Raw genomic sequence first — 22,003 nt, forward strand, 5'->3', positions numbered from 1 at the left:
AAAATTTTAAGAAATCATCATCTGATGCACAATTTCTTTATACAATTTTCTATGGTCTTCACCATATTCCTTCCACGCCAATCCCATTTCTCGTAAATCATATTTGGCAACTACGGTTCCATAATCTTTTTTGTCGCCATTTAAAGTTGGATGACCAATGACATAAATGGATTGTGACAGTTCGATGGCGAGTTTTATATCGTGTGTTGAAAACAAAAGCGTATTGTATTCTGAAGTTTCGTTCAATAAATCGAAAGCTTTTTTTACTTCTTCAATATTTCCGACGTCCAATCCTGAAAAAGGCTCATCCATAATAATAAATTGGTCGGAAGAAAATAATTGCTCAATAATGGCTGTTCGTTGTCTTTGTCCACCAGAAAGTTCGTTTGGATATTTGTCAACACACGTTTCCAATCCCCATTTATGAATGTATTCTTTTATTTTTTTGTCTTTTTCAGTTTGAGATAAATCTGTTTTTCTTAACGCAAATTGCAACGATTGGGTTACTGTTTTATGTCTGAAAAGTGTATATTTTTGATCAACAAATCCAATATCACCTTCTTTTACTGGTTTGGCAGCATTGTTTTCTTGACTTTCAAAATCTTTGATTAAAATTTTGCCTGAATTGGGATGAACCAAACCAGTTAGTGCTTTAAAAAAAGTAGATTTTCCACGACCCGATCTTCCCACGATGGCTATGGTTTGTCCCGTGCTTTCAACACCTGATCGCACAACATCTTTTTCAATCAAACTGATATCTTTTATAATTACTTTGCCATCATAAGCTACGCTTAAGTTTTCGACATACAAAAGTGCCTCTTTAAAACTGTGTCCCATAATTATATTTTTGAATATCTAAAAATTGCTTTTCTCAAGAAATTGATGCTGAAATCTAATGCTAAACCTATTAGTAAAATAATAATCTGTAAAGCAATTATTCTAGAATGATTGGAAAACTTTTCTGAATTTTTTATCAAAAATCCCAATCCTCCAGCCGCAGCAAGTGTAGATTCGACAGTAACCAACATCATCCAAGTGATGGCAAGATTCTGACGAATCACATCGATAACGTAATCTATTCTTCCTAAAATAATGACTTGCCAAAGCACTTCAAAACGAGAACATTTTAAAGTTTTGGCGTGGTCAAATTCTTCTTGTGGAATACTTGCTATAACCGATATTAATGAGGTCGTTAAAAATGTGGTTAAAAATATAACCAATATCCAAATTTGCATATTTCGAGCATCGTGAATCACATATGTTATATACAATGTTAATCCTGCTAAAGGCAAAAATCTAAATTTGGTAATGAATTCTGCTACTGGTTTGAAAACCGGAATTGGCCAAGAATAGGCAAAAAGCATTGAAGCTACCACCGCAATTGAAATCGAGATAAAACACAATACCAACGAACTAAATATATGCACCACCAATCCTTCTTGAAACAATTCAGAGAAACTCTGAAAAACTTGCTGAGGTGAGGGAAATAAATGTTTTTGTCCAGATGTTGTAATAAACCAAAGCGCAATTACAAAGACAATCCATACCACTAAAATAATGGTTTTTTTTGACTTTGATATTTGTTCAAACGGTGTGAAAAGTTGTTTTATCATAGTTTTGGTTGTAAGTTATAGGTTGTAAGTTGTAGGTTTTGAATAGTAAAAACCAAGAATACATAACTTACAACCTACAACAATTTTATTTCAAGAACGTCACTACAACGCGTCTGTTTTGTGCTTTTCCAGATTCAGAACTGTTGTCTGCCACTGGCTCGTTTGCACCTTTTCCATCAATTAATTGAAAACGGTTTTCTGGAATCCCTTTGTTTTTCAAATAATCAACAACTGCTTGTGCACGTCCTTTTGACAAAGCTACATTTGAATCGGCTTTACCAACATTATCAGTATGACCAACTATGGTTAATTTAGAATTCTCCGCCTGAATGAGTAAGTTGTAAATTTTCTCTAAATCTTTATTTGAATTGTTTTGAATAGCATAACTTCCAGAACCAAAATTAATTTTCCATTCCCCCGATGCCATAACCTCGGTAGATTGTTTGGTATAATCTGCTTTGTCAGCTGTGGTTGATTCAATATCGTTGATGTTTTTTAGGAAATACAGATTTACAGCATCTTCATAAGCCACCACTTTACCTACATTTTCATTAAATCCAAACGGATTCAATTCGGTCAAATAACCAGATACTTGATTGTAAACCGATTTGTAACGATTCACACCATCGGACATTCCAAAATATTGCATACCATCAGCATAGTTGAATACTTTCGAGCCACCCATATTGTATGTTAAACCTCCTTTTGTGCCTTGTTGTCCTTTGAACATTTTGTACCAATAGTCTGCATTTTCAATTTGGTATGTTGTTGCCACAGCTTCTGAAGCACGAACCATCCAATCATCATAGTTTTTCATTTGATTGGAAGCTGTCAATGCCGATTTTAAAATATTAGAAACAATTTCTGGGTTTTTTGTAGCCCATTCTTTCACTCCAATTAAAACTGCTGGCATTTGATTGTTGAATTCTTTGGTAGAAACAATGTCTACAAAACCTGACAATTTATCGAAAACGGTTTTGTCGCCAGGAGTCCAAGTGGCACAACCGTCGATTTTTCTATTTACTGATTTTCCAGTTAGTTTTCCATTGGTTACTTCTTTCAAAGAAACGGTCCAACCTGTGGTTTGTGATTTGATTAATTCTTCTGCGGATTTGATGTAATCGTCATTTTCTGAAGGATAAATATTGACCGCATCTGCATCATAAGTGGCAGGATCTGGATTTACTTTTAGTCCATTTGCGAAGCAATAATTTACGGTAGTAACCCAGTCGCCATCTCCTAAAACTGCAGAAATTAATGCGCCTTTCATCGATTTTGGATCTGATTTCCAGCTAGGCGGCCCAATTAATTTGTCTTCACCATAACTCATTCCAATGGCACCCATTACTTGTACGTGGTATTTGTCTTTACCGTATTTTTCGTCCAATGACTTTTGAGTTGAACTGATGTAAAATGGTGCGCCATCGCCCATAATCATAATTCCAAAAGCACTTTTGTCTGATGTTGGAAATGCTTCGCCTTTGTCAAATTCTTCAATAAATTTCATTTGCATTACGGTCAGTTCTTTCAACCAGTCTTGGCGAATGATTTCTAGATTTACTCCGTTTTTTTCCATTAAAGAACCTTTGGTGGTTTTTGGACCACCGTTTGCAACTATCATTCCAGAAGTTGCGTTCCAAGCATATCCAGCAATTCTAACTTTTGGTTTGCTGCTTACTTCTGAAGAAACATCTTTGGACGGAAGTGCAATTTTTTCTGCATTCGTAACATTGTTTACATCGGCAGAATTCAATTCTATTCCTGTAAGTTGTTTTGAAACTGCGGTTTTAATTCCTGGAGAAATAAAATATATTGCTCCTAGTATAGCACCTATTCCTCCAGCCACAATTAAAAATTCTGAAAAGGTCGTTAATTTTGTTGTTCTTAAAATTTTTCCCATTGGTATGTAAAATTTAGTTTTATTTTTTTGTTTTAAGGTCTTTTAGTACTTTCTTTTCTTCGCTTTCTAATCTTCTTTGAATTTTTTTAACATCTTCTTCAATTGCAAGGTTTTCAGGAATTACTCCTCTTTGTTTTAACATTCCTCGAACTGCTTTGTTGTTTTCGATGTGCTCATTAGAAATCTGAACATCTCCTTTTAAGTTTTTATCAATAACATTATGACTTGTAAGTTCTGTAGCAAAGTCTTTGGCTTTGATAGTCAAAGTAGGTAAAAAATCTGCAAGTGGTCTGCTCTCTGAGATTTTTAAAACCCTTTTCATATCATTTGTTGATTTTCCTCCAAACAATGCTTGATCTCCTTTTGAACGAATAATTGCAAAACTTTTATTATCAACTCCTCTTTCAAATATAATTCCTGATAATTTTTTTTCAGATTTTGATAGTTTTTCTCGAGCTGTTACTCTTGCAACATCTAAAAGGCGTTTTTCTATTATTTCCTGTTTTCGAGTTTGAACTGCAAAATAAGTTTGAGCAAATGCAACCTCTATTTTTGTGGCATCTGCATTTTGAGCAACCAAATAAGAGGCATATCTTGTTAATGCTATATCGTTAATTTCCCGCTGTGCACCTTTTGCAAGTGTTATCATTTTCCCGATGTCGGCAAAATGATTAGAAATTAATTCTCCAGCATTTTGACAAGATATTTTTGATTTATCTAAAACTCTTGTAAAATTATCCCATTTTGTATATCCCAAAATTGTTTGCAAATCTCTTGCGCTCCAACATTCAATTCCTTCCAAAACATAAGAAGCATCTTCAAATTTTTCAAATAACTCAGATATAAATTCTTTTTTCATATTTTAAAATATATCTCCAAAACCTCCAGCATTCAATTTATCGTCTTTGGTCATTTTATAATTTGGACTGGTATATTTGGTTGAATCTGGAATTGTGCTATCGCCCGTTTTGATTTTATCTGCCAAAGAATCTAATCGAGAATACAATTCATCGTTATCTACAGAATATTTAGAAGTCAAAGTATCAATGTCTAACAAATTTTCTGAAGTTCTGGCAATATCCTGTGCGATTGTTGATGTAACAACCTCGAGTGCATAATCCAATTCCCAAGATTGGGTAAACATCATAGCGCTTTTGGCAGATTCTGTTGCTTGTTTGGCATTTTTGGCAAATTCATATTCTTTGCGAAGCATAACGATTGTGGTGTCAAAATCGGCAATTTTAATGTCGATTGCTGTTCCTGCTAACGTTAGTTTTCTATCCATTTTCCCTAAAACATTGGCACGGACACCATACTTTTGAGTGAAATTTTTACTTTGCTCATATTGGTTTGAAACACGTTGTGAATCGCTTAGTTTTCTAGCTAGTTCACTTTGTAAGGTTACATATTCGTCGGTATCTTTTGCAGCTATGCCTTGCAGTTTTACCATTTCGTCCATTGCTGATTTTAATTTCTCAGATTGGCGTTGCAAACTAAGAATATCATCTTGAAAAGTTTTGGCTTCTTTTTCAGATTTATTGCCTTCGATTTCCATTTCTGTTTTCAGACCTTTCAGTTTTGCCTTAGTCGCTTTAAAAACTTCACGATTTTTAATCATTTTTTGTTTTTGTTCTTCCAATTCGTTGAATGGATTGCTGTTTATCAAAGCTTTATGAATGTTTTTGGTCATAAAACGCAATCCTTTCATAATTACAGGATACATCATTACTAGAAAAACCAAGAAAACTCCGGTGGCTGATATGGCAATAGCTTGACCCAACATTGTGAAAAGTGGCGGGATAATATAAGTCCAAGTTAAATAGCCACCAACACCCAAAACAGCGGCTGCCAGAGCCCAAAATAATGTTTTTTCCCCTTTTTTGAGGGTGTCTTTATTGATTGCTATTTCGCCTTTTGACTCGTCGAAATGTTTTAATATGGGAAGTTCAGATAATGCTGTTTTTTCTTGTTCGTATTTTGTACTCATAATTATAAATATTGATTGATTCCTGTAACTACAGTATTGATTGATTCTAAAATTTTGTGTTTGGCGATATTGTTGGCGTCGATTTTTAACTGAATTTGGGTAAACATCTCCTTGTTATCAAAATCAATTCTTGCCAATTCTGCTTTTTTAGCTTCTAATTCCGCTTGTAATTTAGCTATTTGCGTTTCTAAATCGGCAATGTTTTTGGAAAGATTGTATTTTTGAGTTGTTATCGTGTTATTTAAATCTTTGTTTTTAGAATTTCCAGTAGCATCGTATTTGGCATATACTTTTTCTATTTCAGAAATGTAGAACTTTGATTTTTCCAGCAACAACTCTTTTGACAAATCACTTTTAATGGTTTTTCCCATAGTGAAAGCCATTTGGTAACTTTGCGGATTGGTTGGTCCTACAGCCATCACAGATTTATACATTTCAAAAAAATCGAAACCTTCGCTATTTAATCCTTCAAAACCTTTGTTGTAAACTTCGAGGATTTCATTCAGAAAAGGATTCTCACTACTTCCCATAGGAACCGAACTTGTTACCATATTCGTTTCAGGAAACTTATTGTCTCTGATTGGTGATTGTACAGATGTTGGAATTTGAGTTACTTGTTTTTCTGTGTTGTTTGACGAAGATTCGTCATTTACAAAAATACTTTTCCAGTTAAAACCTTCTTTAGTCATTAATTTATTTTTTTGTGGTTCACTTAAATTATACGTACTAAGTTATAAAAAGTTACCGGTTTTATTTAAAAAACTTAAAAATAGTTAATTTATTAAAACAAAGTGCTTTTATTTACGACAATCCTTTTTCGTTAATCATTTTTATAAAATGAAATCCCTTGGGAGCATAGCCTTGATTGTAATAAAAACGATGTGCTTTAAAATTTCCTGTAAAAGCATCTAACACAATCATTGTACAACCTAATTCATTGGCTTTGGCATCAATATAATCGGTCATAATTTTGCCCAAACCTTTCATCCTATGGTCTGGATGCACAATAAAATTATCGATTTCAATGTATTTACCAGACCACAGTTTGGTTCCTGTCCAAAAACCTGTTAACGCTACACAAACATCGTTTTCGAAAATAGCGAGTTGTTTGTAATTGTGCGGAATCATTTCGTTGAGATACGATTCGTATTTTTCTACTGTGAAGTTGGGATACAAATACGTAATTATTTCAAATTGAGAAAGCATTTCTGTTATTGTGGTAAGTTCTCTGGTTTGCATTGAAATTATTTTAAAGTAAAATTACAATAAATATTATACTTTAGAAACTTGTAGTACTTTTGTTTCCTTTTTAAAAATTTAATATGAAAAATTGTTGTTGCCTGATAGTTTGTTTATTCTTATCTTTTTTTTCTTTTTCACAGGATAATGTAGCAACAAAGAAAATTACAAATAATATAACGAAATTTAATTTTAATTTTAATGATGAATATTCTTGGTTAGAAAATACAGAAACCGAAGAAGTAAAAAATTGGGTTAATTTACAAAATGAATTTTCGGAAACTATTTATAAAAGTGTAAAAAAGAAAGTTTCGACTTTAAATAAACTAAAAATTTATAATTCATTAACAACAGGTCAGGTGCCAATAAGTACTAATGGTTTAAAATTTTACTTGGCGACTATAGATCCGAAAAAATCTCCCCATTTATTTTTGCAACGGGACTCTAATTCGCAGTTTGAAGATGTTTTTAATCCGAATAAAATTTATTCAGATAAAAACGTTAGCGTTGATGAAATTTCTATGTCAACCAATTCAAAATTTGTTTCTTGCGCTTTGCGAATAAATGGCAGTGATAAACTTGAAGTACGATTTGTAGATTTATCCAAAAACAAAACTATGAATGATGGTTTAGTAAATGTAAAATTTTCTAATATATCCTGGAAGAAAGACGAAGGTGTTTTTTATAAATTGAACACAAATAAATTTCATTTTGAAAAAGATTCGACCTATAAAGTATTCTATCACAAGCTGAATACAAATCAAAAAGCAGATGAATTAATCTTCGATGGATCAAGCAAAAATACCGACATTACTTTTTTTAACAACAAAACGATGTTTTTTTTAACAGAATATAATCCTGCAACCAATTTAAAAAAGTATTATTATGCAGATCTAAATTTAGATACATTTGAACTTAAACAATTTTATGAAGATGCAAGCAACTCTTTCGAATTTATTAATTATCATAACGGAAGAATATTTTACTCTACAAAAAAGAGTAATTGGGGCGAAATTCGTTCGTTTAATTTTGAAAATATAAAAGATGATGAAAAATTAATTCCACAATTTTACAATAATCTTCTCCAAAAAACCAATTTTACTGAAAAATATTTAATTTGTGAATACAAATCTGAAACAAAAACATATTTGTCAGTGTACGATTATGAAGGCAATTTTATAAAAAAAATAGAATCGCCAATTGGAGCCAATATAACATTTAGAGATTTTGATGAAGCGAAAAATGAATTGTATTTTGATGTTGAATCTTACACAAATCCAACTAAAAATTTTAAAATAAAAATTACCGAAACAAAAGCAACAATACGAAACCCGAATGAAGAAGTAATGTATTCGGCAGATAAATTTGAAATAAAGTGCGTGAATTTTAAAAATAGAGATAACATAGATGTTCCTATAAAAATCATTCATAAAAAAAATTTCCTTTTTAATGGTAATAATCCTTGTCTTTTGAAAGCTTACGGTGGTTTCGGAATTACAAATTCTGCTAATTACGACAATTCTTTATTGAATTTTTTAGATAATGGTGGCGTATATGCATTTGCAGAAATCAGAGGTGGTGGCGAAAAAGGTGTAGACTGGCATATGAAAGGCAGCGGGAAAAACAAAATAAATGGTTTAAACGATTTTATAGATGCTTCTGAGTTTTTAATAAAACAAAAATACACAAACCCTTCAAAATTAGCAATAACTGGTGGTTCTCATGGCGGACTCGTAGTTGGTTACGCACTTACAGAAAGACCAGATTTATACAAATTAGCTATGCCAGAAGTTGGCGTTTTTGATATGATAAATGCTCATAAATACACAGTTGGAAAATACCATTTAGATGAATTTGGAAATCCTAATTTGGAAGACGAATTTAACTTAATTACTAAATATTCCCCTTTGAACAAGATAAAAAATAATGTAAATTACCCAACAACTATTATTTTTACTGCAGACAATGATGATCGTGTTCCGCCTTTTCATTCCTACAAATTTGCCGCTGCTTTACAAAATAGAGATTCTCAAAAAAATCCTATTTTACTAATTACAAAGAAAAATCTTGGACATAATGGAGGCAATTCTTACGATAAAAGCGTTCAGGAAGATGCCAAATTTTATGATTTTTTAATTTATTATTTAATGAAGTAGTAAAAGTATAAAACAGAAAAGCCAGCAAATAATGCTGGCTTTTCTGTTTTATAAAAAAAATCTTATCCTTTCAAAGCTTCCGCTCCACCTACAATTTCTAATATTTCATTAGTAATTGCTGCTTGACGGGCTTTGTTATATGTCAATTTCAATTGATTTCTCAATTCGGTTGCGTTGTCAGTTGCTTTGTGCATTGCCGTCATACGCGCTCCGTGTTCTGAGGCGAAGGAATCTCTGATTCCTTTGTACAATTGTGTTTTCAATGATTTTGGAATCAAAGTCAATACAATTTCTTCTTTTGATGGTTCAAATAAATAATCACCTGTTTGAACTGGCTTATCCGATTTAATTGGAGCTAGTGGCAAAAACTGTTCGGTTTGAACGATTTGTGTAGCCGCATTTTTAAACTGATTGTAAACCACTTCAATTTTATCATAATCGCCAGCCACAAACTTATCTGTTAGTGTTTGGGCAATTTTAGACACGTTTTCAAAAGTCAAAGCATCAAATACTGAACTTTCGTTATTTACAACCGAAAATGTTTTAGATAAAACATCGTTTCCTTTTTTACCAATTGCAAAAACATCTACTTGTTTTCCTGCATAAAAATCGGAACGGTTTTTAACTTCTTTTATTACATTAGAATTAAAAGCGCCACATAAACCTCTGTTTGAAGTTATTGCAACTACTAATACTTTATTAATTTCACGTTGTTTTGTAAAATCTCCACCTACTTCTCCTTCAAGAGTTGCAGAAAGATTTTGTAATAATTCCGTTAGTTTTTCGGCATAAGGTCGCATTGCTGTAATGGCATCTTGTGCCTTTTTTAGCTTTGCTGCAGAAACCATTTTCATTGCCGATGTAATTTGCATCGTAGATGAAACGGAAGTAATTCTATTACGGATTTCCTTTAAGTTTGCCATTTATTTGTAAAAGTTAGGAGTTGGAAGATGGGAGTTGGAAGTAAGATTTTCACTTCTTACTTCCAACTTCTAGCTTCAATCTTAATTATATTTTGCAGATAATTCTTTAGCGGTTTTTTCGATAACATCAGTTATGTTGTCATCTAGTTTACCTGCTTTCAAAGCATCTAATGTATCTCTGTGTTTGTTGTTCAAGTATTCGATAAAATCTTTTTCGAACTCTTTTACTTTATTTACAGGAACGTTTCTCAATAAGTTTTTAGAACCAGCGTAGATAATAGCTACTTGATCTTCAACAGTATATGGAGAGTTTAAACCTTGTTTCAAGATTTCAACGTTACGTTTTCCTTTTTCGATTACGTTTAAAGTAACAGCATCTAAATCAGAACCAAATTTTGCAAACGCTTCTAATTCGCGGTATTGCGCTTGGTCTAATTTTAATGTTCCTGCTACTTTTTTCATTGATTTTATTTGTGCATTTCCACCTACACGAGATACCGAAATACCAACGTTGATTGCTGGACGAACTCCAGAGTTGAACAAATCACCATCTAAGAAAATCTGACCGTCTGTAATCGAAATTACGTTAGTTGGAATGTATGCAGAAACGTCACCTGCTTGTGTTTCGATAATTGGCAAAGCCGTTAATGAACCACCACCTTTTACGATAGATTTTAAAGTATCTGGTAAATCGTTCATATTCTTAGCAATATCATCATCAGCAATTACTTTACAAGCTCTTTCTAACAAACGAGAGTGTAAGTAAAAAACGTCTCCTGGATATGCCTCACGTCCCGGTGGTCTTCTTAACAAAAGAGAAACCTCACGATACGCCACTGCTTGTTTAGACAAATCATCATACACAATAAGTGCTGGACGACCTGAATCACGGAAATATTCTCCAATTGCAGCTCCAGCCATTGGTGCGTAAACTTGCATTGGTGCTGGATCAGAAGCATTGGCAGCAACAATAACGGTGTAAGCCATTGCTCCTTTTTCTTCTAACATTTTTGCAATTCCTGCAACAGTCGAAGCTTTTTGTCCGATAGCAACATATATACAGAATACTGGTTTTCCAGCATCGTAAAATTCTTTTTGATTTAAAATAGTATCCAAACAAACAGAAGACTTTCCTGTTTGACGGTCACCAATAACCAATTCACGTTGTCCACGACCTACTGGAATCATCGCATCGATTGCTTTGATACCTGTTTGTAATGGTTCAGTTACTGGTTGGCGGAAAATAACTCCAGGAGCTTTTCTTTCTAAAGGCATTTCGTATAAGTCCCCACCGATTGGTCCTTTTCCATCAATTGGAAAACCAAGAGTGTTTACTACACGCCCTACCATTTGCTCTCCTACTTTTAGAGAAGCGATACGTTGTGTTCTTTTTGCTGTTGAACCTTCTTTGATTCCAGTTGATGGTCCTAAAAGTACCACACCTACATTGTCTTCTTCCAAATTCAAAACGATTCCTTCTAGACCATTATCAAATTCTACAAGTTCACCATATTGAACATTTGAAAGTCCGTAAACACGAGCGATACCATCTCCAACTTGAAGTACCGATCCTACTTCTTCTAGCGTAGCACCAGATTCAAAACCTTCTACTTGCTTTCTTAATATTGCTGATATTTCAGCAGGTTTAATTTCCGCCATAATTATTATTTTTTCCTACTATTATTTATTTTTTTGAATATAAATCAACTAAATTATTTAGCCCATCTAAATTTGTATAATCAATTTTTTCTAAATCACTACTGCTTACAGAATTACCAAGGTATTCGTTTAATTTAGTTATAAACTTATCAAGTTTTCCGTTTCTAATAAAAATTTGAAATCCTTTTTCTTGATTAGGTACTTTTATTACAAAACTTTTTGAAACTACATCTTGTAAAATACTAATTTTTTCTGTTTTTATAATTTCCTTAAAATATTTCCAAGAAGCAGAAGCCAAACTTAAACCACTTAAACTGCCTAAATCCAATACTGAATTATCTTTAGGCTGATTGGCATCTATTTTTACCAAAACAGCTCTATATATTGTTTCAGTATTATCGTCATTAATTACCGAAAAATAAACGCCTTCTTTAGCTTTATAATTGAAAAATCTTAATTTGCCCTTCTCGTTTTTAGCAATAATAGTTGCCATTTTACCTACACCATCTAAATCGACAATACCAGAATTATTTACAACTATCTTTTCAAAATCAATTGACAATTTACCTTCTAATTTTTCTCCTTTATCGTCAACCGCATAACCATTTTTTTCATAAATATTTACTGAATTCTTTTTGGCCTCAGCAAATTTTTCCTTGTTTTCTTCTTTTTTTGCTGCTAAAAGAGTTTCCGCTTCCATTAAGGTGATGTATTTTTGACCATTCATGTAAGTTTGCTCAACTAATTCCTTAACAAACTTTGCAACAGATTCACTATTGTTTTGATCCAATCTTACTGTTGGTGTGTAGACGAAAGTAGCGTTTGACTCTGTTAATGCAACTACCATTTTTCCGCCTCTATCCACTGCTCTTGCTAATATTCTTTCGCTCAACGAAGATATATCAACATTTAAAACTGGATAAGGCGATGAATCTTGCTTCATTGAGATAGCATACATGCCAACTACTTTAGACATAAATTCATTATTTTGTTGCTCTGTATATTTACTTGAAAAAGCATCATTTGGGATTGTTCCAGAAAAAATCAATTTTTGAGGCGTGAATACAAAATAATTTACATTAGCCAAATCTTTCTGAAGAGAAACTTTAGCTACATTCAATTTTTCAACTTCATCTGAAATAATAGGTCTTTTTTCATCAAAAAAAACATCAAGATTTTCGATTCCATTCGCGGTAAAAATATTGTATTTTTTTGCCAAAAGTTCTGCAATTGCTTTTTTATAGTTTAAAGAAAAAGATAAAAATTCAAAATTAACTTCTGTTTTTTTAGAAGCATCTAAATTAGTAACAAGAAGCCAGCTTTTTGAATTTTGAGCATCAATTTTAAAAGTCTTAAAGGTTACAATTATACCATTTGCATTGTTTATAGAATTGTATTTAAAAATAGTACTTGTGGCATCTTTTTCGACATTTGCGATAGCAACATCATCAAATAAAATTTGGTCTTTTTTCTCTTTTATTTTTTGACCGAAAGAAAAGAAGCTCACGCAGAAAACAAGTGTATATAAAAAATTCTTCATTTATAAAATTTAATTAGTTAATTCTCTTTTTAAAACTTGCAATCTATTGGCAACAGACGCATTGTATTGATTGTCGCCTAGTCGCAAAATAAATCCTCCAATGATGGAAGCATCTATTGTGTTTTTAATCGTGATTTTTTTGTTTGAAAAGGTAGCTATTTTAGCCAACACTTTCGCTTCCAATTCTGGTGTCATTGCAATGGCAGTAGTCACATTAGCAACTTGAACACCATTGGCTTCATCAAACAATTTGTTGTATTCAATCGCAATTGAATCTAAAATTTCAAATCTTTTGTTTTCAAATAACAAATGAAATAGTCCTTTTGTTACGTTGTTTATTGATGCAAAAACTTCCATTAAAGCACTTTCTTTAACCTCAACTCTGATTGTTGGATTTTGGATAAACGAACTCAACTCTAAGTTACCTTCAATAGTGTTTGCAATTAAAGTCATATCTTGACTAACTTCTGAAGCAACGCTTTTTGAAGTAGCTAAATCTAAAATCGCTTTCGCATAGCGAATGGCTGCTCTTGAATTTGACATATTAGTTTAATTTTGCATCACCTAACATTTTTTCCACTAATTTCATTTGTGAATCTTTGTTAGATAATTCTTCTTTTAGTAATTTTTCGGCAATTTCAATTGACAAGCTAGATACGTGAGATTTTAACTCTGCCATAGCTGCGTTTTTTTCACTTTCGATAGCTGTTTTAGCTTGCTCTATCATTCGTAAGCCTTGCGTGTTTGCTTCTTCTTTAGCGTCAGCAATCATTTTTTCTTTGATTTCTCTGGCTTCTTTAAGCATGGTATCACGCTCTAAACGGGCTTCTTGCAAAGTACGTTCGTTGCTTGCTTGCAGATTTTGCATTTCTTTTTTTGCATTTTCTGCAGAAAGCAATGCGTTTTTGATTCCTTCTTCTCTTTCGTTTACTGCGTCAAGAATAGGTTTCCAAGCAAATTTTTTCAATAAAAAAATTAATGCTACAAAAATTAACATTTGCCAAAAGAACAATCCTAACGAAAAATCTTCTAATAACTTCATAATATATAAATTCTATTAAATAATAACTTTAGTAAAACAACAGTTATAACCAACCGTTACAACTGTTGCTGTTTGTTTAATTAAGCTGCGAATAACGCTGCAAAACCAATACCTTCAATAAGTGCAGCTGCGATAAGCATTGCAGTTTGAATTTTTCCAGATGCTTCTGGTTGACGAGCGATAGCGTCCATTGCTGAACCACCAATTCTACCAATACCTAAACCAGCACCGATAACAATTAAACCCGCTCCTACGAAATTTAAACCTTCCATATTATATATATTAAAAATTAAACATTTGTTTTTATGGTTTAATCGTTAATTCGTTTATTCGTTGAATCGATTAAACAAATTAAAGGTTAAACAACTAACCTATTAATGATGAGCTTCCTCGTGATGATGCTCTTCGTTTCCAGCACCAAAATAAAGCGCTGACAACATTGTGAAAATATATGCTTGCAAAAATGCTACTAATAATTCTAGTAATGACAATGCAAATGCTAGTCCGAAAGACAAGCTACTTCCTATCCAACTTTTAAAGAAAAACATCAAAGCTATTATGCTCATCAACACGACGTGACCTGCTAAAATGTTAGCATATAAACGTATCATTAATGAAAATGGTTTGATAATAGTTCCTAACAATTCAATTGGTGCTAAAACAAATTTCATTGGTGTCGGAACTCCTGGCATCCAGAATATGTGTCCCCAGTAGTTTTTATTTGCTGAAAAAGTAGTAATTAAATAAGTAATTAAGGCTAAAGAAGCTGTAATGGCAATATTTCCTGTAACGTTTATTCCTAGTGGTGTTAAACCCAATAAGTTTAATATCCATACAAAGAAAAAGATAGTCAACAAATAACTCATGTATTTCTTATAATGTTTCTCGCCAATGTTTGGAATTGCTATTTCGTCACGCACATATAATACAAGTGGTTCGAAAAAACGACCAACTCCAGATGCGATTCCTCCGTTTTTGGCATATGATTTTGCTAATCCTGAAAAAAGCAACACCATTAATATCGCAGTGAAAAATATGGTAAACACGTTTTTTGTTATAGAAAAATCAAGCGGTTTCACATTTGTTGGATAATGCTCGTCTCCCGTTATAGTTCCTGCTGCATCGGTTTTGTAAATTTTTGCATTGTGCATCAATTTATAGTAGTTTCCGTTAGATTCGGCAACAGCTTCTCCGTGGTGAAATTTTGAGGAAGAAAAAATCTGCAAACCATTGTCCCAAAGAATTACTGGTAATGGAAAACCATAATGTTTCCCTGTTTCTTCATTTGAAAACAAATGAAAATCGTGCGAATCTAAAAGGTGGTGTTTTATGTATGCTTTGATTTTTGATTTCTGATCTTGTGGTTCTGCGTGACCAGCATCGTGATTAGCTTCGGTTTCTGAATGAGATACTGTTGTAATTGCATGTGCTGTATCTGAAACCGCATGTGCTGTTTCTGTATGAACTTTAGTAGAATCGGAAACATTATTTGCAAAACTAAATAATGGAAGACAAGCAATTGCTGCTGTCAATATAAATCTAAGGGATTGCTTTGAAATTATCATATATGAAACTATAATGCTACGTTTGTAAATTTGGTACAAAGGTATAATTTTTATTACTATTTTTTCTTTTTTAAGAAAAAAAAATAAAATGTTGTTTTTAATTGGGTTTTTTTGGGTTTTTCGCATTTAGTAAATAAATGGTAAACAGTGTTTCGGCTACTAAAAAAATTATGAAAAGTGCGAAAAAATTCCATTTTTCTAATGAACTATTTGTGCTGTTTTTTAAAACGGGTTTCACTATCAAATAAGCAAATACCATTTTGGTAGACGATATTAGGAGAAAAGTGTTTCCTACAATATCTATGTTTTTTTCTTTTACCTTTATTAATAGTAGTATTGTAATAATGGTGTAGCTTGAAAAAAAGAGATAAATAATTTCTAAAGAATATGTAAAGGTTTCTGTTTTAAAATCGAAAACCCAAAACAATAGTTTGTGGAACGTGTATAATAGTATAATTGATAAAACTAGTATTCCTAGTTGCTTTAAGTTTGGTTTGAACATTTTATTGGTTTTTTCCTATTTCGTTTACTTGGCGATACACGTTATACAATGCTAAAAACACGCCCAAGATTGTGAATAATTTGTAATAATAGAGGGTTTTGCTTGGATGGTTTTCGTCTAACCAAAAACCGAGTTTGTAACTCAAGAAAATAATAATTCCCATTTGGATTGGAATATTAATTAGTGACAACCACTTATTGTATCCTTTTTTTTCTTGATTATTGTTCGTCATTTTCGAGTTGCGCTGATTTGTCTGTTTTCATTGTACAGGTTGCGCTAAAATCTGCTCCTGGTTCAACTGCTAGTTTTCCGCAGGTAACTTCACCTTGAATAACTGCTTTCGATTTTACGTTTAGGATTTCTTCTATATATAGTTTTCCTTCTACTTTGCCTTCCACATCAACGTTCAAGCACGTTATGTTTCCTGAGACACATCCTGCTGGACCTACAACTAATTTTCCTTTTGAATTAAAATCGCCTATTAAGTGACCATCAAGTCTAAAATCTGCAATAGAGTCAATATTTCCTTTTATAGTTGTACCCTCTACTATTCTGTTGGTTTTTCCGAGTAAATCAGTATATGATTTTGGTTTGTTGTCAAACATAGTTATAGTTTTAATTCGAGAAATTCATTGTAATTCTTTTTGACTTGTATTACCGAATAATTTCTGCTGGAAATTATTGTGGCTGGTATTGTAATTTTGTATTCTTTAGTATCTCTTAACAATTCCATAAAGAAATTAGCATATTCTTTTGAGGTAATTCCGTGGACTACTACAAAATTTTCTGTTTCAGTATACACATCATAAGAAACACTGTAGTTGTCATATTTTTTTTCTGCAATGTAGTTGTTTATTTTGTCCATAACTGTTTTCGTTTCTATTGCATCAGAATTTCCTGCTTTGTAAAGCAATTTCCAACTTTTAGACACCGAATCATTTTGAACTAAACTCATTTGTTCTAATTTAGGAATATTTACATTCAAAATATCTTCTGCTTGTTTACCTTCATCACTGTTGGGGTAACTCAAAGCAACATAATTAAGTGCTTTTTTATATTCTGTAATTCCTTTTAATTTTCCCGTTACATTGGCTTTCAATAATTCGTATTTCGGGATTAAATCATCGCCTGCAAACTGAGTTAAACTTTTTTCAATGCTTTGTGAAACCGAAGCATACTCTTGATTTTCAAACTGCTTGTACAAGTTGTTGTATGTGTCGTTTGGAGATTGTGTTAGTGTCTCTTCATCAATAATTTTACCACTCAATATTTGTGCATATCTCGTATTTGGATAGTTTAAAATAATTTGGTTTTTGATGGTTTCAGCTTTACTCTTGTTTGTTATTTCATAAATTTTGAATAAATTATACATCGATGGCAATATCAATCGTTCTTCAGGATTACTTAATAAAACGGTTTCAAATTTTGAAGCTGAAAGTCCTAATTCTTGAAATTTTTCTTTATAAATAACGCCCAATTGATAATTTGCAAAATCACGTTCTCTATCCAAACTGTCGATTACTTTTTGCGATGTTGGCAATTGTTTTAAATAAAAATCAGCAGTGTAATTCTCTGAAATAGTCTTAACATCATTGGAATCTGTAGTTGTATTTTCTACAACTTCTATGTTTTTTTGCTGACTTGATTTTGATTCGCTTGACCAACGCCAGTTTTCTTTTCTATCTCTCTTGCCCCATCGTTTTTGAAACTCAATTTTTCCATAAGCAACCGTTGCTGGTGTATAAAAATAAAATGCAGCACCGCTATTGGGTGGTTTATTGTTTAATTCTGTTGCAAATTCTGTAGCGTTTTTAGGGTCGCCTTTTCTTAACTCTCTTGGTAAGGTGTTTTCAATTTCTAAAATTCCTGAATTATTTTTATTTGCTTCTAATTTTTTTGCTTCTAAAGCTTTTGCAGTTTCATCTTTGGTTTTTAGTTTGATGATGTGGTTTTCAAAAAAAGTTTTTCTTCCCGTTTCAGACATAGCAACTAATTTTAAGATACTGTCATTATTTTGAACGATATCTTCATATTTGATAACATCGACAAGGTTTTCTCGTTTTTTTAAAATACTAAAATATTCTCTATTTTTTTTGATAAGTTTGGTTAACGTACTATCATAATATTTTCCAGCGGCTATGTACTTTGCTTTGTCAAAATAAATAGTGGCTAAATTTTTATATGTTTTTGCCTGAAGATAATTGTCGTCAGATTTTGCTTTTAATGACTTGTTATAAAACGTTATTGCTTTGGATTTGTTGTTCAACTTATCGTAAAAAATAGCTTTTTGATAATTCAAAATATCGTGATGTGGACGATTCTCTCTGTCTTTAAAAAGTTTGTCATATTTTTTAAGAAAAGCTATTGTGTCTTGTGTTTGATCCACCAACTGAGATTGCATAGCGTGCGATTGCATTACATATTGTTTTGGTGATTTGCGTTTCATTTCGATAACTTCTTGAAATTCAGCAAAAGCACTATCGCTGTATTTCTGCGATTCGTAGAGTTGTCCTAAAATGAAATGATATCGTGCTTTTTCTTCTCTTGATTTCGTTGCTTCTAATGCTATTTTCAATGGAGCGATGGCACTGTCTTTTTGTTCTAAATTAATATGTGCTTGCGCTAAAATAGCATTCGCATCCGCTAACACTTGAGAACTAAGCTTATAGGTTTTTATTAATTTTTTTAGATTTTTTACAGCTAAAGCATCATTTTCTAAGCGAATATTTGTTTTTTCACGCCATATCTTGGCTTCATAAATTTTGTCCGAATTAGAGTATTTGTACAAAATATAATTAAAAGCTTCTAGTGCAGGAATGAATCGTTGATCATAATATCTTGCTTTTCCTAACAACAAGTGCGCTTCATCCATTTGTGCGTTTTTTTCACGCCCTTCAATATTCATAGAGTGTTTCTGAATTGCCTTGGTTGCTTTAGTTTCGGCACGATCAAAATTTGCGTTTTTTGTTTTCTGTCCTGGAAGCATCGCTTGGTCAATTAACTGCATTCGCTCCACGGGTAGAATCTCCCAAAAATTGTCTTTGTAGCCACTTTTTAATTCCGTAATCCCTAATTGTAAGGCAACATCACCGTTGTAAAGTGTGTTGTACTCTGTGTTTAGAGCATGCCAGTTACGACCTACAAAGGAATTTTTTTTAGTAGAACAGGCTACTAAAAAAATCGAAAAAATGATAAAAAAAATATATTTTAAACTAGTTGTTTTCAATGCAAAATGTTTTAAATAGTAACTAAATAAATAGTGTTTTAGTATACTAACTGGTAAAAATACGTTTCTTTTTGAAATTGTGAAATATAAAGTATTTTTTAATTTTTTTAAACTAATTAAAATATGTCCAAATCGTTTATTAATTTTGCATTAAATAGTTTAAAATATGTCCACATTCTACAAGTTAAATATAAAAGAAATTAAACGAGAAACCAAAGATGCTATTTCATTAGTTTTTAATGTTCCGCTAGAATTTCAAGACTTTTATAAATTCACTGCGGGTCAGTATTTGAATTTAAAATTAAAACTCGATGGTGAAGAAATTCGTCGTGCTTATTCTATATGTTCAGCTCCTGATAGTGGCGAACTTCGTATTGCTATAAAGTCAGTCAAAAATGGATTGTTTTCTAAATTTGCTAACGAAAAACTAGCTGTAGGTAATACTCTTGAAGTTGGAACACCTGAAGGGAAATTCACGTTTGAACCGCATCAAGACCGTCAAAAAAACTACTTAGGCTTTGTGGCTGGAAGTGGAATAACGCCAGTTATGTCTATCATTCAATCGGTTTTAAAACAAGAAACTCAAAGTTCCTTTGTTTTGGTTTATGGTAATAAATCTGCTGATGATGCTATTTTCCACAATCAATTAATTGAATTACAACAACATTATCTAGGTCGTTTTTTTGTGCATTTTGTATACAGTCAAGCTAAAGTTGACGGAAGCCTTTTTGGAAGAATAGACAAATCTGTGGTGAATTTTGTGATGAACAACAAACACGCCGAAAAAGAATTTGACAAGTTCTATTTGTGTGGTCCTGAAGAAATGATAAATGTGGTAAGTACTGTTTTAAAAGAAAAAAACATTGCTGAATCCGCTATAAAGTTTGAACTTTTTTCTACTTCGACCAAAGAAAATGCGATTGACACTAGCAAAAACGAACACACTAAAATTACCGTTTTAGTCGATGGGGATGAAGCTACATTTGAAATGTCTGCCAAACAAACTCTTCTTGAAGCGGCTTTAAAACAAGGTATCGATGCTCCTTATTCTTGCCAAGGCGGAATTTGCAGTAGCTGTCTGGCTCGTGTAACCAAAGGTTCGGCTCAAATGAAGAAAAACTCCATTTTGACCGATGGTGAAATTGCTGAAGGTTTAGTTTTAACCTGTCAGGCACATCCAACATCAAGTGAAATTTTTGTCGATTATGATGACGTATAAAACGACAAAGTCAAAAATCAATCACAATAGCAAAAATTAATAGTTTAAGAATAGCTTTTCTAGCTGAAATTAATTGTAATTGTGTTGATTTTTGAAATTGAAATTAAAAAAAATGAAATCAATTCGTGAACTATTCAAAAAAAAAGACTACCTTCTTGAGGAACCAGAAGTGGAGAAACTTTTGGATTATTGTGAGCAATTGCAAGACGAAATTGTGGAATTCAAATTTGATAAAGACAAAAACAAAGAAATAGTTTTACTCGATATGATTCGTGAAGTTATAAAAGGGTGTAATGCTATTGAAAAAGAACAGGTAGAACATGAACGTTTTGGCTACGAATCGCCAAATTATCAGGAAACCATTTCAAACTTGAAACGTTATATTTTAGAACGCTGTCGTGATGAAAGAATTTGGTTGTAAAAAAGAGTTATTGTATTTCTTTTTTTATTTTATCGATAACTGTTTTTGGTAAAATAGTTCGCATCACGTCTTGATATCCTTCCACAATTTTGTTTCCGTAGACTGAAGTTGGCAACAAAGGGTATTTTTCTCTATCGGAAACGATAGCGGTTTCAAAATCTTGGTTGAATGGTAAAAATCCAGCATAAGGATGTGTGGCTCCCCAAAGTGTTATCACTTTTACACCTAGCATCGCTGCTAAATGCGCATTTCCTGAATCCATTGAAAGCATGATTTCTAAATTTGAAATTAAATCCAATTCTTGTTGAAGGTTTAGTTTTCCAGCGGCAACAATTACATTGTTATGGCTTTTTCTCATCTCATCTAAAACTACAATTTCTGAGTTTCCTCCTCCAAAAAGTATAATTTTATTTTCTGGATTTGAGGCTAAATTATCAATAACTTCTTGCATTAAATCCTGTGGATATACTTTTGATTCGTATTGTGCAAATGGAGCGATTCCTATTAATCTTTGGTTTTCAGGTTGAACCAAATCTAAAATTTCTTGGCTTAAAATTGCCTTTTTAGGAAGTTTTACATTTGATAAATTTACTGGAAAACCTAGCCTTTCAAAAGTTTCACAATGTATTTGAAACATTGTTTTTACGGGTTTAAAAATTTTATTTTCGGCTCTTGTTAAAGCAGTTTTATCTGCTCTTTCTTTGTTGGAAGAAGCAATTTTTTTACCAAATAAAACAAACGCTTTTCTAATGGCTTTGGATCGAATTACATTATGCAAGTCAGCAACGGCGTCAATATTAAGTTTTTTTAAATCGATAAACAATCGAATCAATCCAAAAAACCCTTTATGACGATTATTGACATCGACTCCAAAAAAGTTCACATTGGAAATATGATCAAAAAAAGGTTTAAAAAAACTTCGTGAAACAACGGTAAGTTTGACTTCAGGATATTGCAAAACAAAAGCTTTCAAAACAGGAACTGTCATTGCGACATCGCCCATTGCTGAAA

At 32.3% G+C, this 22,003-nt stretch carries 22 protein-coding genes; 3 read left to right on the forward strand and 19 right to left on the reverse strand.

Annotated elements, in window-relative coordinates; translation table 11 throughout:
• Positions 1-6 precede the first annotated feature (6 nt).
• From RMO70_RS04600 to RMO70_RS04630, 7 genes are all read right to left on the reverse strand, one after another.
• Complete coding sequence (locus RMO70_RS04600; RefSeq protein WP_310555243.1) at positions 7-837, reverse strand: ATP-binding cassette domain-containing protein; 831 nt, start codon at positions 835-837, stop codon at positions 7-9.
• A 2-nt stretch (positions 838-839) separates the two neighbouring features.
• Positions 840-1,613 carry an ABC transporter permease subunit gene (locus tag RMO70_RS04605; RefSeq protein ID WP_310555244.1) on the reverse strand — a complete coding sequence of 258 codons (774 nt, stop codon included), beginning with the start codon at positions 1,611-1,613 and terminating at the stop codon, positions 840-842.
• A gap of 85 nt (positions 1,614-1,698) precedes the next feature.
• A complete protein-coding gene (locus RMO70_RS04610) occupies positions 1,699-3,513 on the reverse strand; it encodes an OmpA family protein (RefSeq protein ID WP_310555245.1) in 1,815 nt (604 codons plus the stop codon).
• Positions 3,514-3,532: 19 nt separating this feature from the next.
• Entirely contained in the window at positions 3,533-4,372 is an 840-nt protein-coding gene (dinD, locus tag RMO70_RS04615) for a DNA damage-inducible protein D (protein WP_310555246.1), read from the reverse strand.
• 3 nt (positions 4,373-4,375) lie between these two features.
• Positions 4,376-5,500: a hypothetical protein gene (locus RMO70_RS04620; RefSeq protein ID WP_310555247.1), complete on the reverse strand. Its 1,125-nt coding sequence runs from the start codon at positions 5,498-5,500 to the stop codon at positions 4,376-4,378.
• Positions 5,501-5,502: 2 nt separating this feature from the next.
• The gene (locus RMO70_RS04625; protein ID WP_310555248.1) at positions 5,503-6,189 is read right to left on the reverse strand and encodes a hypothetical protein; all 687 of its coding nucleotides are present in this window, start codon (positions 6,187-6,189) and stop codon (positions 5,503-5,505) included.
• A 112-nt stretch (positions 6,190-6,301) separates the two neighbouring features.
• Positions 6,302-6,739, reverse strand: a complete 438-nt coding sequence (locus tag RMO70_RS04630; RefSeq protein WP_409025069.1) for a GNAT family N-acetyltransferase — start codon at positions 6,737-6,739, stop codon at positions 6,302-6,304.
• An 83-nt stretch (positions 6,740-6,822) separates the two neighbouring features.
• Here RMO70_RS04630 and RMO70_RS04635 point away from each other — a divergent pair, with 83 nt between their 5' ends.
• Positions 6,823-8,895 (forward strand): prolyl oligopeptidase family serine peptidase, encoded by a 2,073-nt coding sequence (locus RMO70_RS04635; protein WP_310555249.1) that lies wholly within the window; start codon positions 6,823-6,825, stop codon positions 8,893-8,895.
• A gap of 62 nt (positions 8,896-8,957) precedes the next feature.
• Here the strand turns inward: RMO70_RS04635 and atpG are convergent, their stop codons facing one another.
• The 11 genes from atpG to RMO70_RS04690 form a co-directional block, all read right to left on the reverse strand.
• On the reverse strand, positions 8,958-9,818 hold the full coding sequence (gene atpG / locus RMO70_RS04640; protein ID WP_310555250.1) for an ATP synthase F1 subunit gamma: 861 nt from the start codon (positions 9,816-9,818) through the stop codon (positions 8,958-8,960).
• Between the two features lie 81 nt (positions 9,819-9,899).
• Positions 9,900-11,477, reverse strand: coding sequence for a F0F1 ATP synthase subunit alpha (atpA, locus tag RMO70_RS04645; protein WP_310555251.1), 1,578 nt, complete (start codon positions 11,475-11,477; stop codon positions 9,900-9,902).
• Positions 11,478-11,502: 25 nt separating this feature from the next.
• A complete protein-coding gene (locus RMO70_RS04650; protein ID WP_310555252.1) occupies positions 11,503-13,017 on the reverse strand; it encodes a hypothetical protein in 1,515 nt (504 codons plus the stop codon).
• Positions 13,018-13,026: 9 nt separating this feature from the next.
• Positions 13,027-13,560, reverse strand: a complete 534-nt coding sequence (atpH, locus tag RMO70_RS04655) for an ATP synthase F1 subunit delta (protein WP_310555253.1) — start codon at positions 13,558-13,560, stop codon at positions 13,027-13,029.
• A gap of 1 nt (position 13,561) precedes the next feature.
• Positions 13,562-14,062 (reverse strand): F0F1 ATP synthase subunit B, encoded by a 501-nt coding sequence (locus RMO70_RS04660; protein ID WP_310555367.1) that lies wholly within the window; start codon positions 14,060-14,062, stop codon positions 13,562-13,564.
• A gap of 77 nt (positions 14,063-14,139) precedes the next feature.
• Positions 14,140-14,331, reverse strand: coding sequence for an ATP synthase F0 subunit C (atpE, locus tag RMO70_RS04665; RefSeq protein WP_100842815.1), 192 nt, complete (start codon positions 14,329-14,331; stop codon positions 14,140-14,142).
• 102 nt (positions 14,332-14,433) lie between these two features.
• Complete coding sequence (gene atpB, locus RMO70_RS04670) at positions 14,434-15,624, reverse strand: F0F1 ATP synthase subunit A (RefSeq protein WP_310555368.1); 1,191 nt, start codon at positions 15,622-15,624, stop codon at positions 14,434-14,436.
• Positions 15,625-15,721: 97 nt separating this feature from the next.
• On the reverse strand, positions 15,722-16,126 hold the full coding sequence (locus RMO70_RS04675) for a hypothetical protein (protein WP_310555254.1): 405 nt from the start codon (positions 16,124-16,126) through the stop codon (positions 15,722-15,724).
• A gap of 1 nt (position 16,127) precedes the next feature.
• Entirely contained in the window at positions 16,128-16,358 is a 231-nt protein-coding gene (locus tag RMO70_RS04680) for an AtpZ/AtpI family protein (RefSeq protein ID WP_310555255.1), read from the reverse strand.
• On the reverse strand, positions 16,345-16,731 hold the full coding sequence (locus tag RMO70_RS04685) for a polymer-forming cytoskeletal protein (RefSeq protein ID WP_310555256.1): 387 nt from the start codon (positions 16,729-16,731) through the stop codon (positions 16,345-16,347). The genes RMO70_RS04680 and RMO70_RS04685 overlap by 14 nt, the downstream gene beginning before the upstream one ends.
• Before the next feature lie 2 nt (positions 16,732-16,733).
• The gene (locus RMO70_RS04690) at positions 16,734-19,352 is read right to left on the reverse strand and encodes a gliding motility protein (protein ID WP_310555257.1); all 2,619 of its coding nucleotides are present in this window, start codon (positions 19,350-19,352) and stop codon (positions 16,734-16,736) included.
• Positions 19,353-19,518: 166 nt separating this feature from the next.
• Between RMO70_RS04690 and RMO70_RS04695 the strand changes: the two genes are divergently transcribed.
• Positions 19,519-20,571: a ferredoxin--NADP reductase gene (locus tag RMO70_RS04695; RefSeq protein WP_310555258.1), complete on the forward strand. Its 1,053-nt coding sequence runs from the start codon at positions 19,519-19,521 to the stop codon at positions 20,569-20,571.
• A gap of 112 nt (positions 20,572-20,683) precedes the next feature.
• Positions 20,684-20,992 carry a hypothetical protein gene (locus tag RMO70_RS04700; protein WP_310555259.1) on the forward strand — a complete coding sequence of 103 codons (309 nt, stop codon included), beginning with the start codon at positions 20,684-20,686 and terminating at the stop codon, positions 20,990-20,992.
• A 7-nt stretch (positions 20,993-20,999) separates the two neighbouring features.
• On the opposite strand, the gene RMO70_RS04705 is transcribed toward RMO70_RS04700, so the two are convergent.
• A complete protein-coding gene (locus RMO70_RS04705) occupies positions 21,000-21,995 on the reverse strand; it encodes a glycosyltransferase family 9 protein (RefSeq protein ID WP_310555369.1) in 996 nt (331 codons plus the stop codon).
• Positions 21,996-22,003: the final 8 nt, after the last annotated feature.

Source organism: Flavobacterium sp. (genome assembly GCF_031422135.1).
In the GTDB taxonomy this organism is placed as follows: Bacteria; Bacteroidota; Bacteroidia; order Flavobacteriales; family Flavobacteriaceae; genus Flavobacterium.

What these genes read in the sequence shown, in the direction of transcription:
- atpA (WP_310555251.1), bottom strand. Translation starts at nt 11,477, where the DNA reads ATGGCGGAAATTAAACCTGCTGAAATATCAGCAATATTAAGAAAGCAA.
- RMO70_RS04625 (WP_310555248.1), bottom strand. Translation starts at nt 6,189, where the DNA reads ATGACTAAAGAAGGTTTTAACTGGAAAAGTATTTTTGTAAATGACGAA.
- RMO70_RS04605 (WP_310555244.1), bottom strand. Translation starts at nt 1,613, where the DNA reads ATGATAAAACAACTTTTCACACCGTTTGAACAAATATCAAAGTCAAAA.
- RMO70_RS04680 (WP_310555255.1), bottom strand. Translation starts at nt 16,358, where the DNA reads ATGACGAACAATAATCAAGAAAAAAAAGGATACAATAAGTGGTTGTCA.
- RMO70_RS04620 (WP_310555247.1), bottom strand. Translation starts at nt 5,500, where the DNA reads ATGAGTACAAAATACGAACAAGAAAAAACAGCATTATCTGAACTTCCC.
- RMO70_RS04685 (WP_310555256.1), bottom strand. Translation starts at nt 16,731, where the DNA reads ATGTTTGACAACAAACCAAAATCATATACTGATTTACTCGGAAAAACC.
- RMO70_RS04695 (WP_310555258.1), top strand. Translation starts at nt 19,519, where the DNA reads ATGTCCACATTCTACAAGTTAAATATAAAAGAAATTAAACGAGAAACC.
- atpH (WP_310555253.1), bottom strand. Translation starts at nt 13,560, where the DNA reads ATGTCAAATTCAAGAGCAGCCATTCGCTATGCGAAAGCGATTTTAGAT.
- dinD (WP_310555246.1), bottom strand. Translation starts at nt 4,372, where the DNA reads ATGAAAAAAGAATTTATATCTGAGTTATTTGAAAAATTTGAAGATGCT.
- RMO70_RS04700 (WP_310555259.1), top strand. Translation starts at nt 20,684, where the DNA reads ATGAAATCAATTCGTGAACTATTCAAAAAAAAAGACTACCTTCTTGAG.
- RMO70_RS04705 (WP_310555369.1), bottom strand. Translation starts at nt 21,995, where the DNA reads ATGGGCGATGTCGCAATGACAGTTCCTGTTTTGAAAGCTTTTGTTTTG.
- RMO70_RS04630 (WP_409025069.1), bottom strand. Translation starts at nt 6,739, where the DNA reads ATGCAAACCAGAGAACTTACCACAATAACAGAAATGCTTTCTCAATTT.
- atpG (WP_310555250.1), bottom strand. Translation starts at nt 9,818, where the DNA reads ATGGCAAACTTAAAGGAAATCCGTAATAGAATTACTTCCGTTTCATCT.
- RMO70_RS04650 (WP_310555252.1), bottom strand. Translation starts at nt 13,017, where the DNA reads ATGAAGAATTTTTTATATACACTTGTTTTCTGCGTGAGCTTCTTTTCT.
- RMO70_RS04600 (WP_310555243.1), bottom strand. Translation starts at nt 837, where the DNA reads ATGGGACACAGTTTTAAAGAGGCACTTTTGTATGTCGAAAACTTAAGC.
- RMO70_RS04635 (WP_310555249.1), top strand. Translation starts at nt 6,823, where the DNA reads ATGAAAAATTGTTGTTGCCTGATAGTTTGTTTATTCTTATCTTTTTTT.
- RMO70_RS04675 (WP_310555254.1), bottom strand. Translation starts at nt 16,126, where the DNA reads ATGTTCAAACCAAACTTAAAGCAACTAGGAATACTAGTTTTATCAATT.
- RMO70_RS04610 (WP_310555245.1), bottom strand. Translation starts at nt 3,513, where the DNA reads ATGGGAAAAATTTTAAGAACAACAAAATTAACGACCTTTTCAGAATTT.
- atpE (WP_100842815.1), bottom strand. Translation starts at nt 14,331, where the DNA reads ATGGAAGGTTTAAATTTCGTAGGAGCGGGTTTAATTGTTATCGGTGCT.
- atpB (WP_310555368.1), bottom strand. Translation starts at nt 15,624, where the DNA reads ATGATAATTTCAAAGCAATCCCTTAGATTTATATTGACAGCAGCAATT.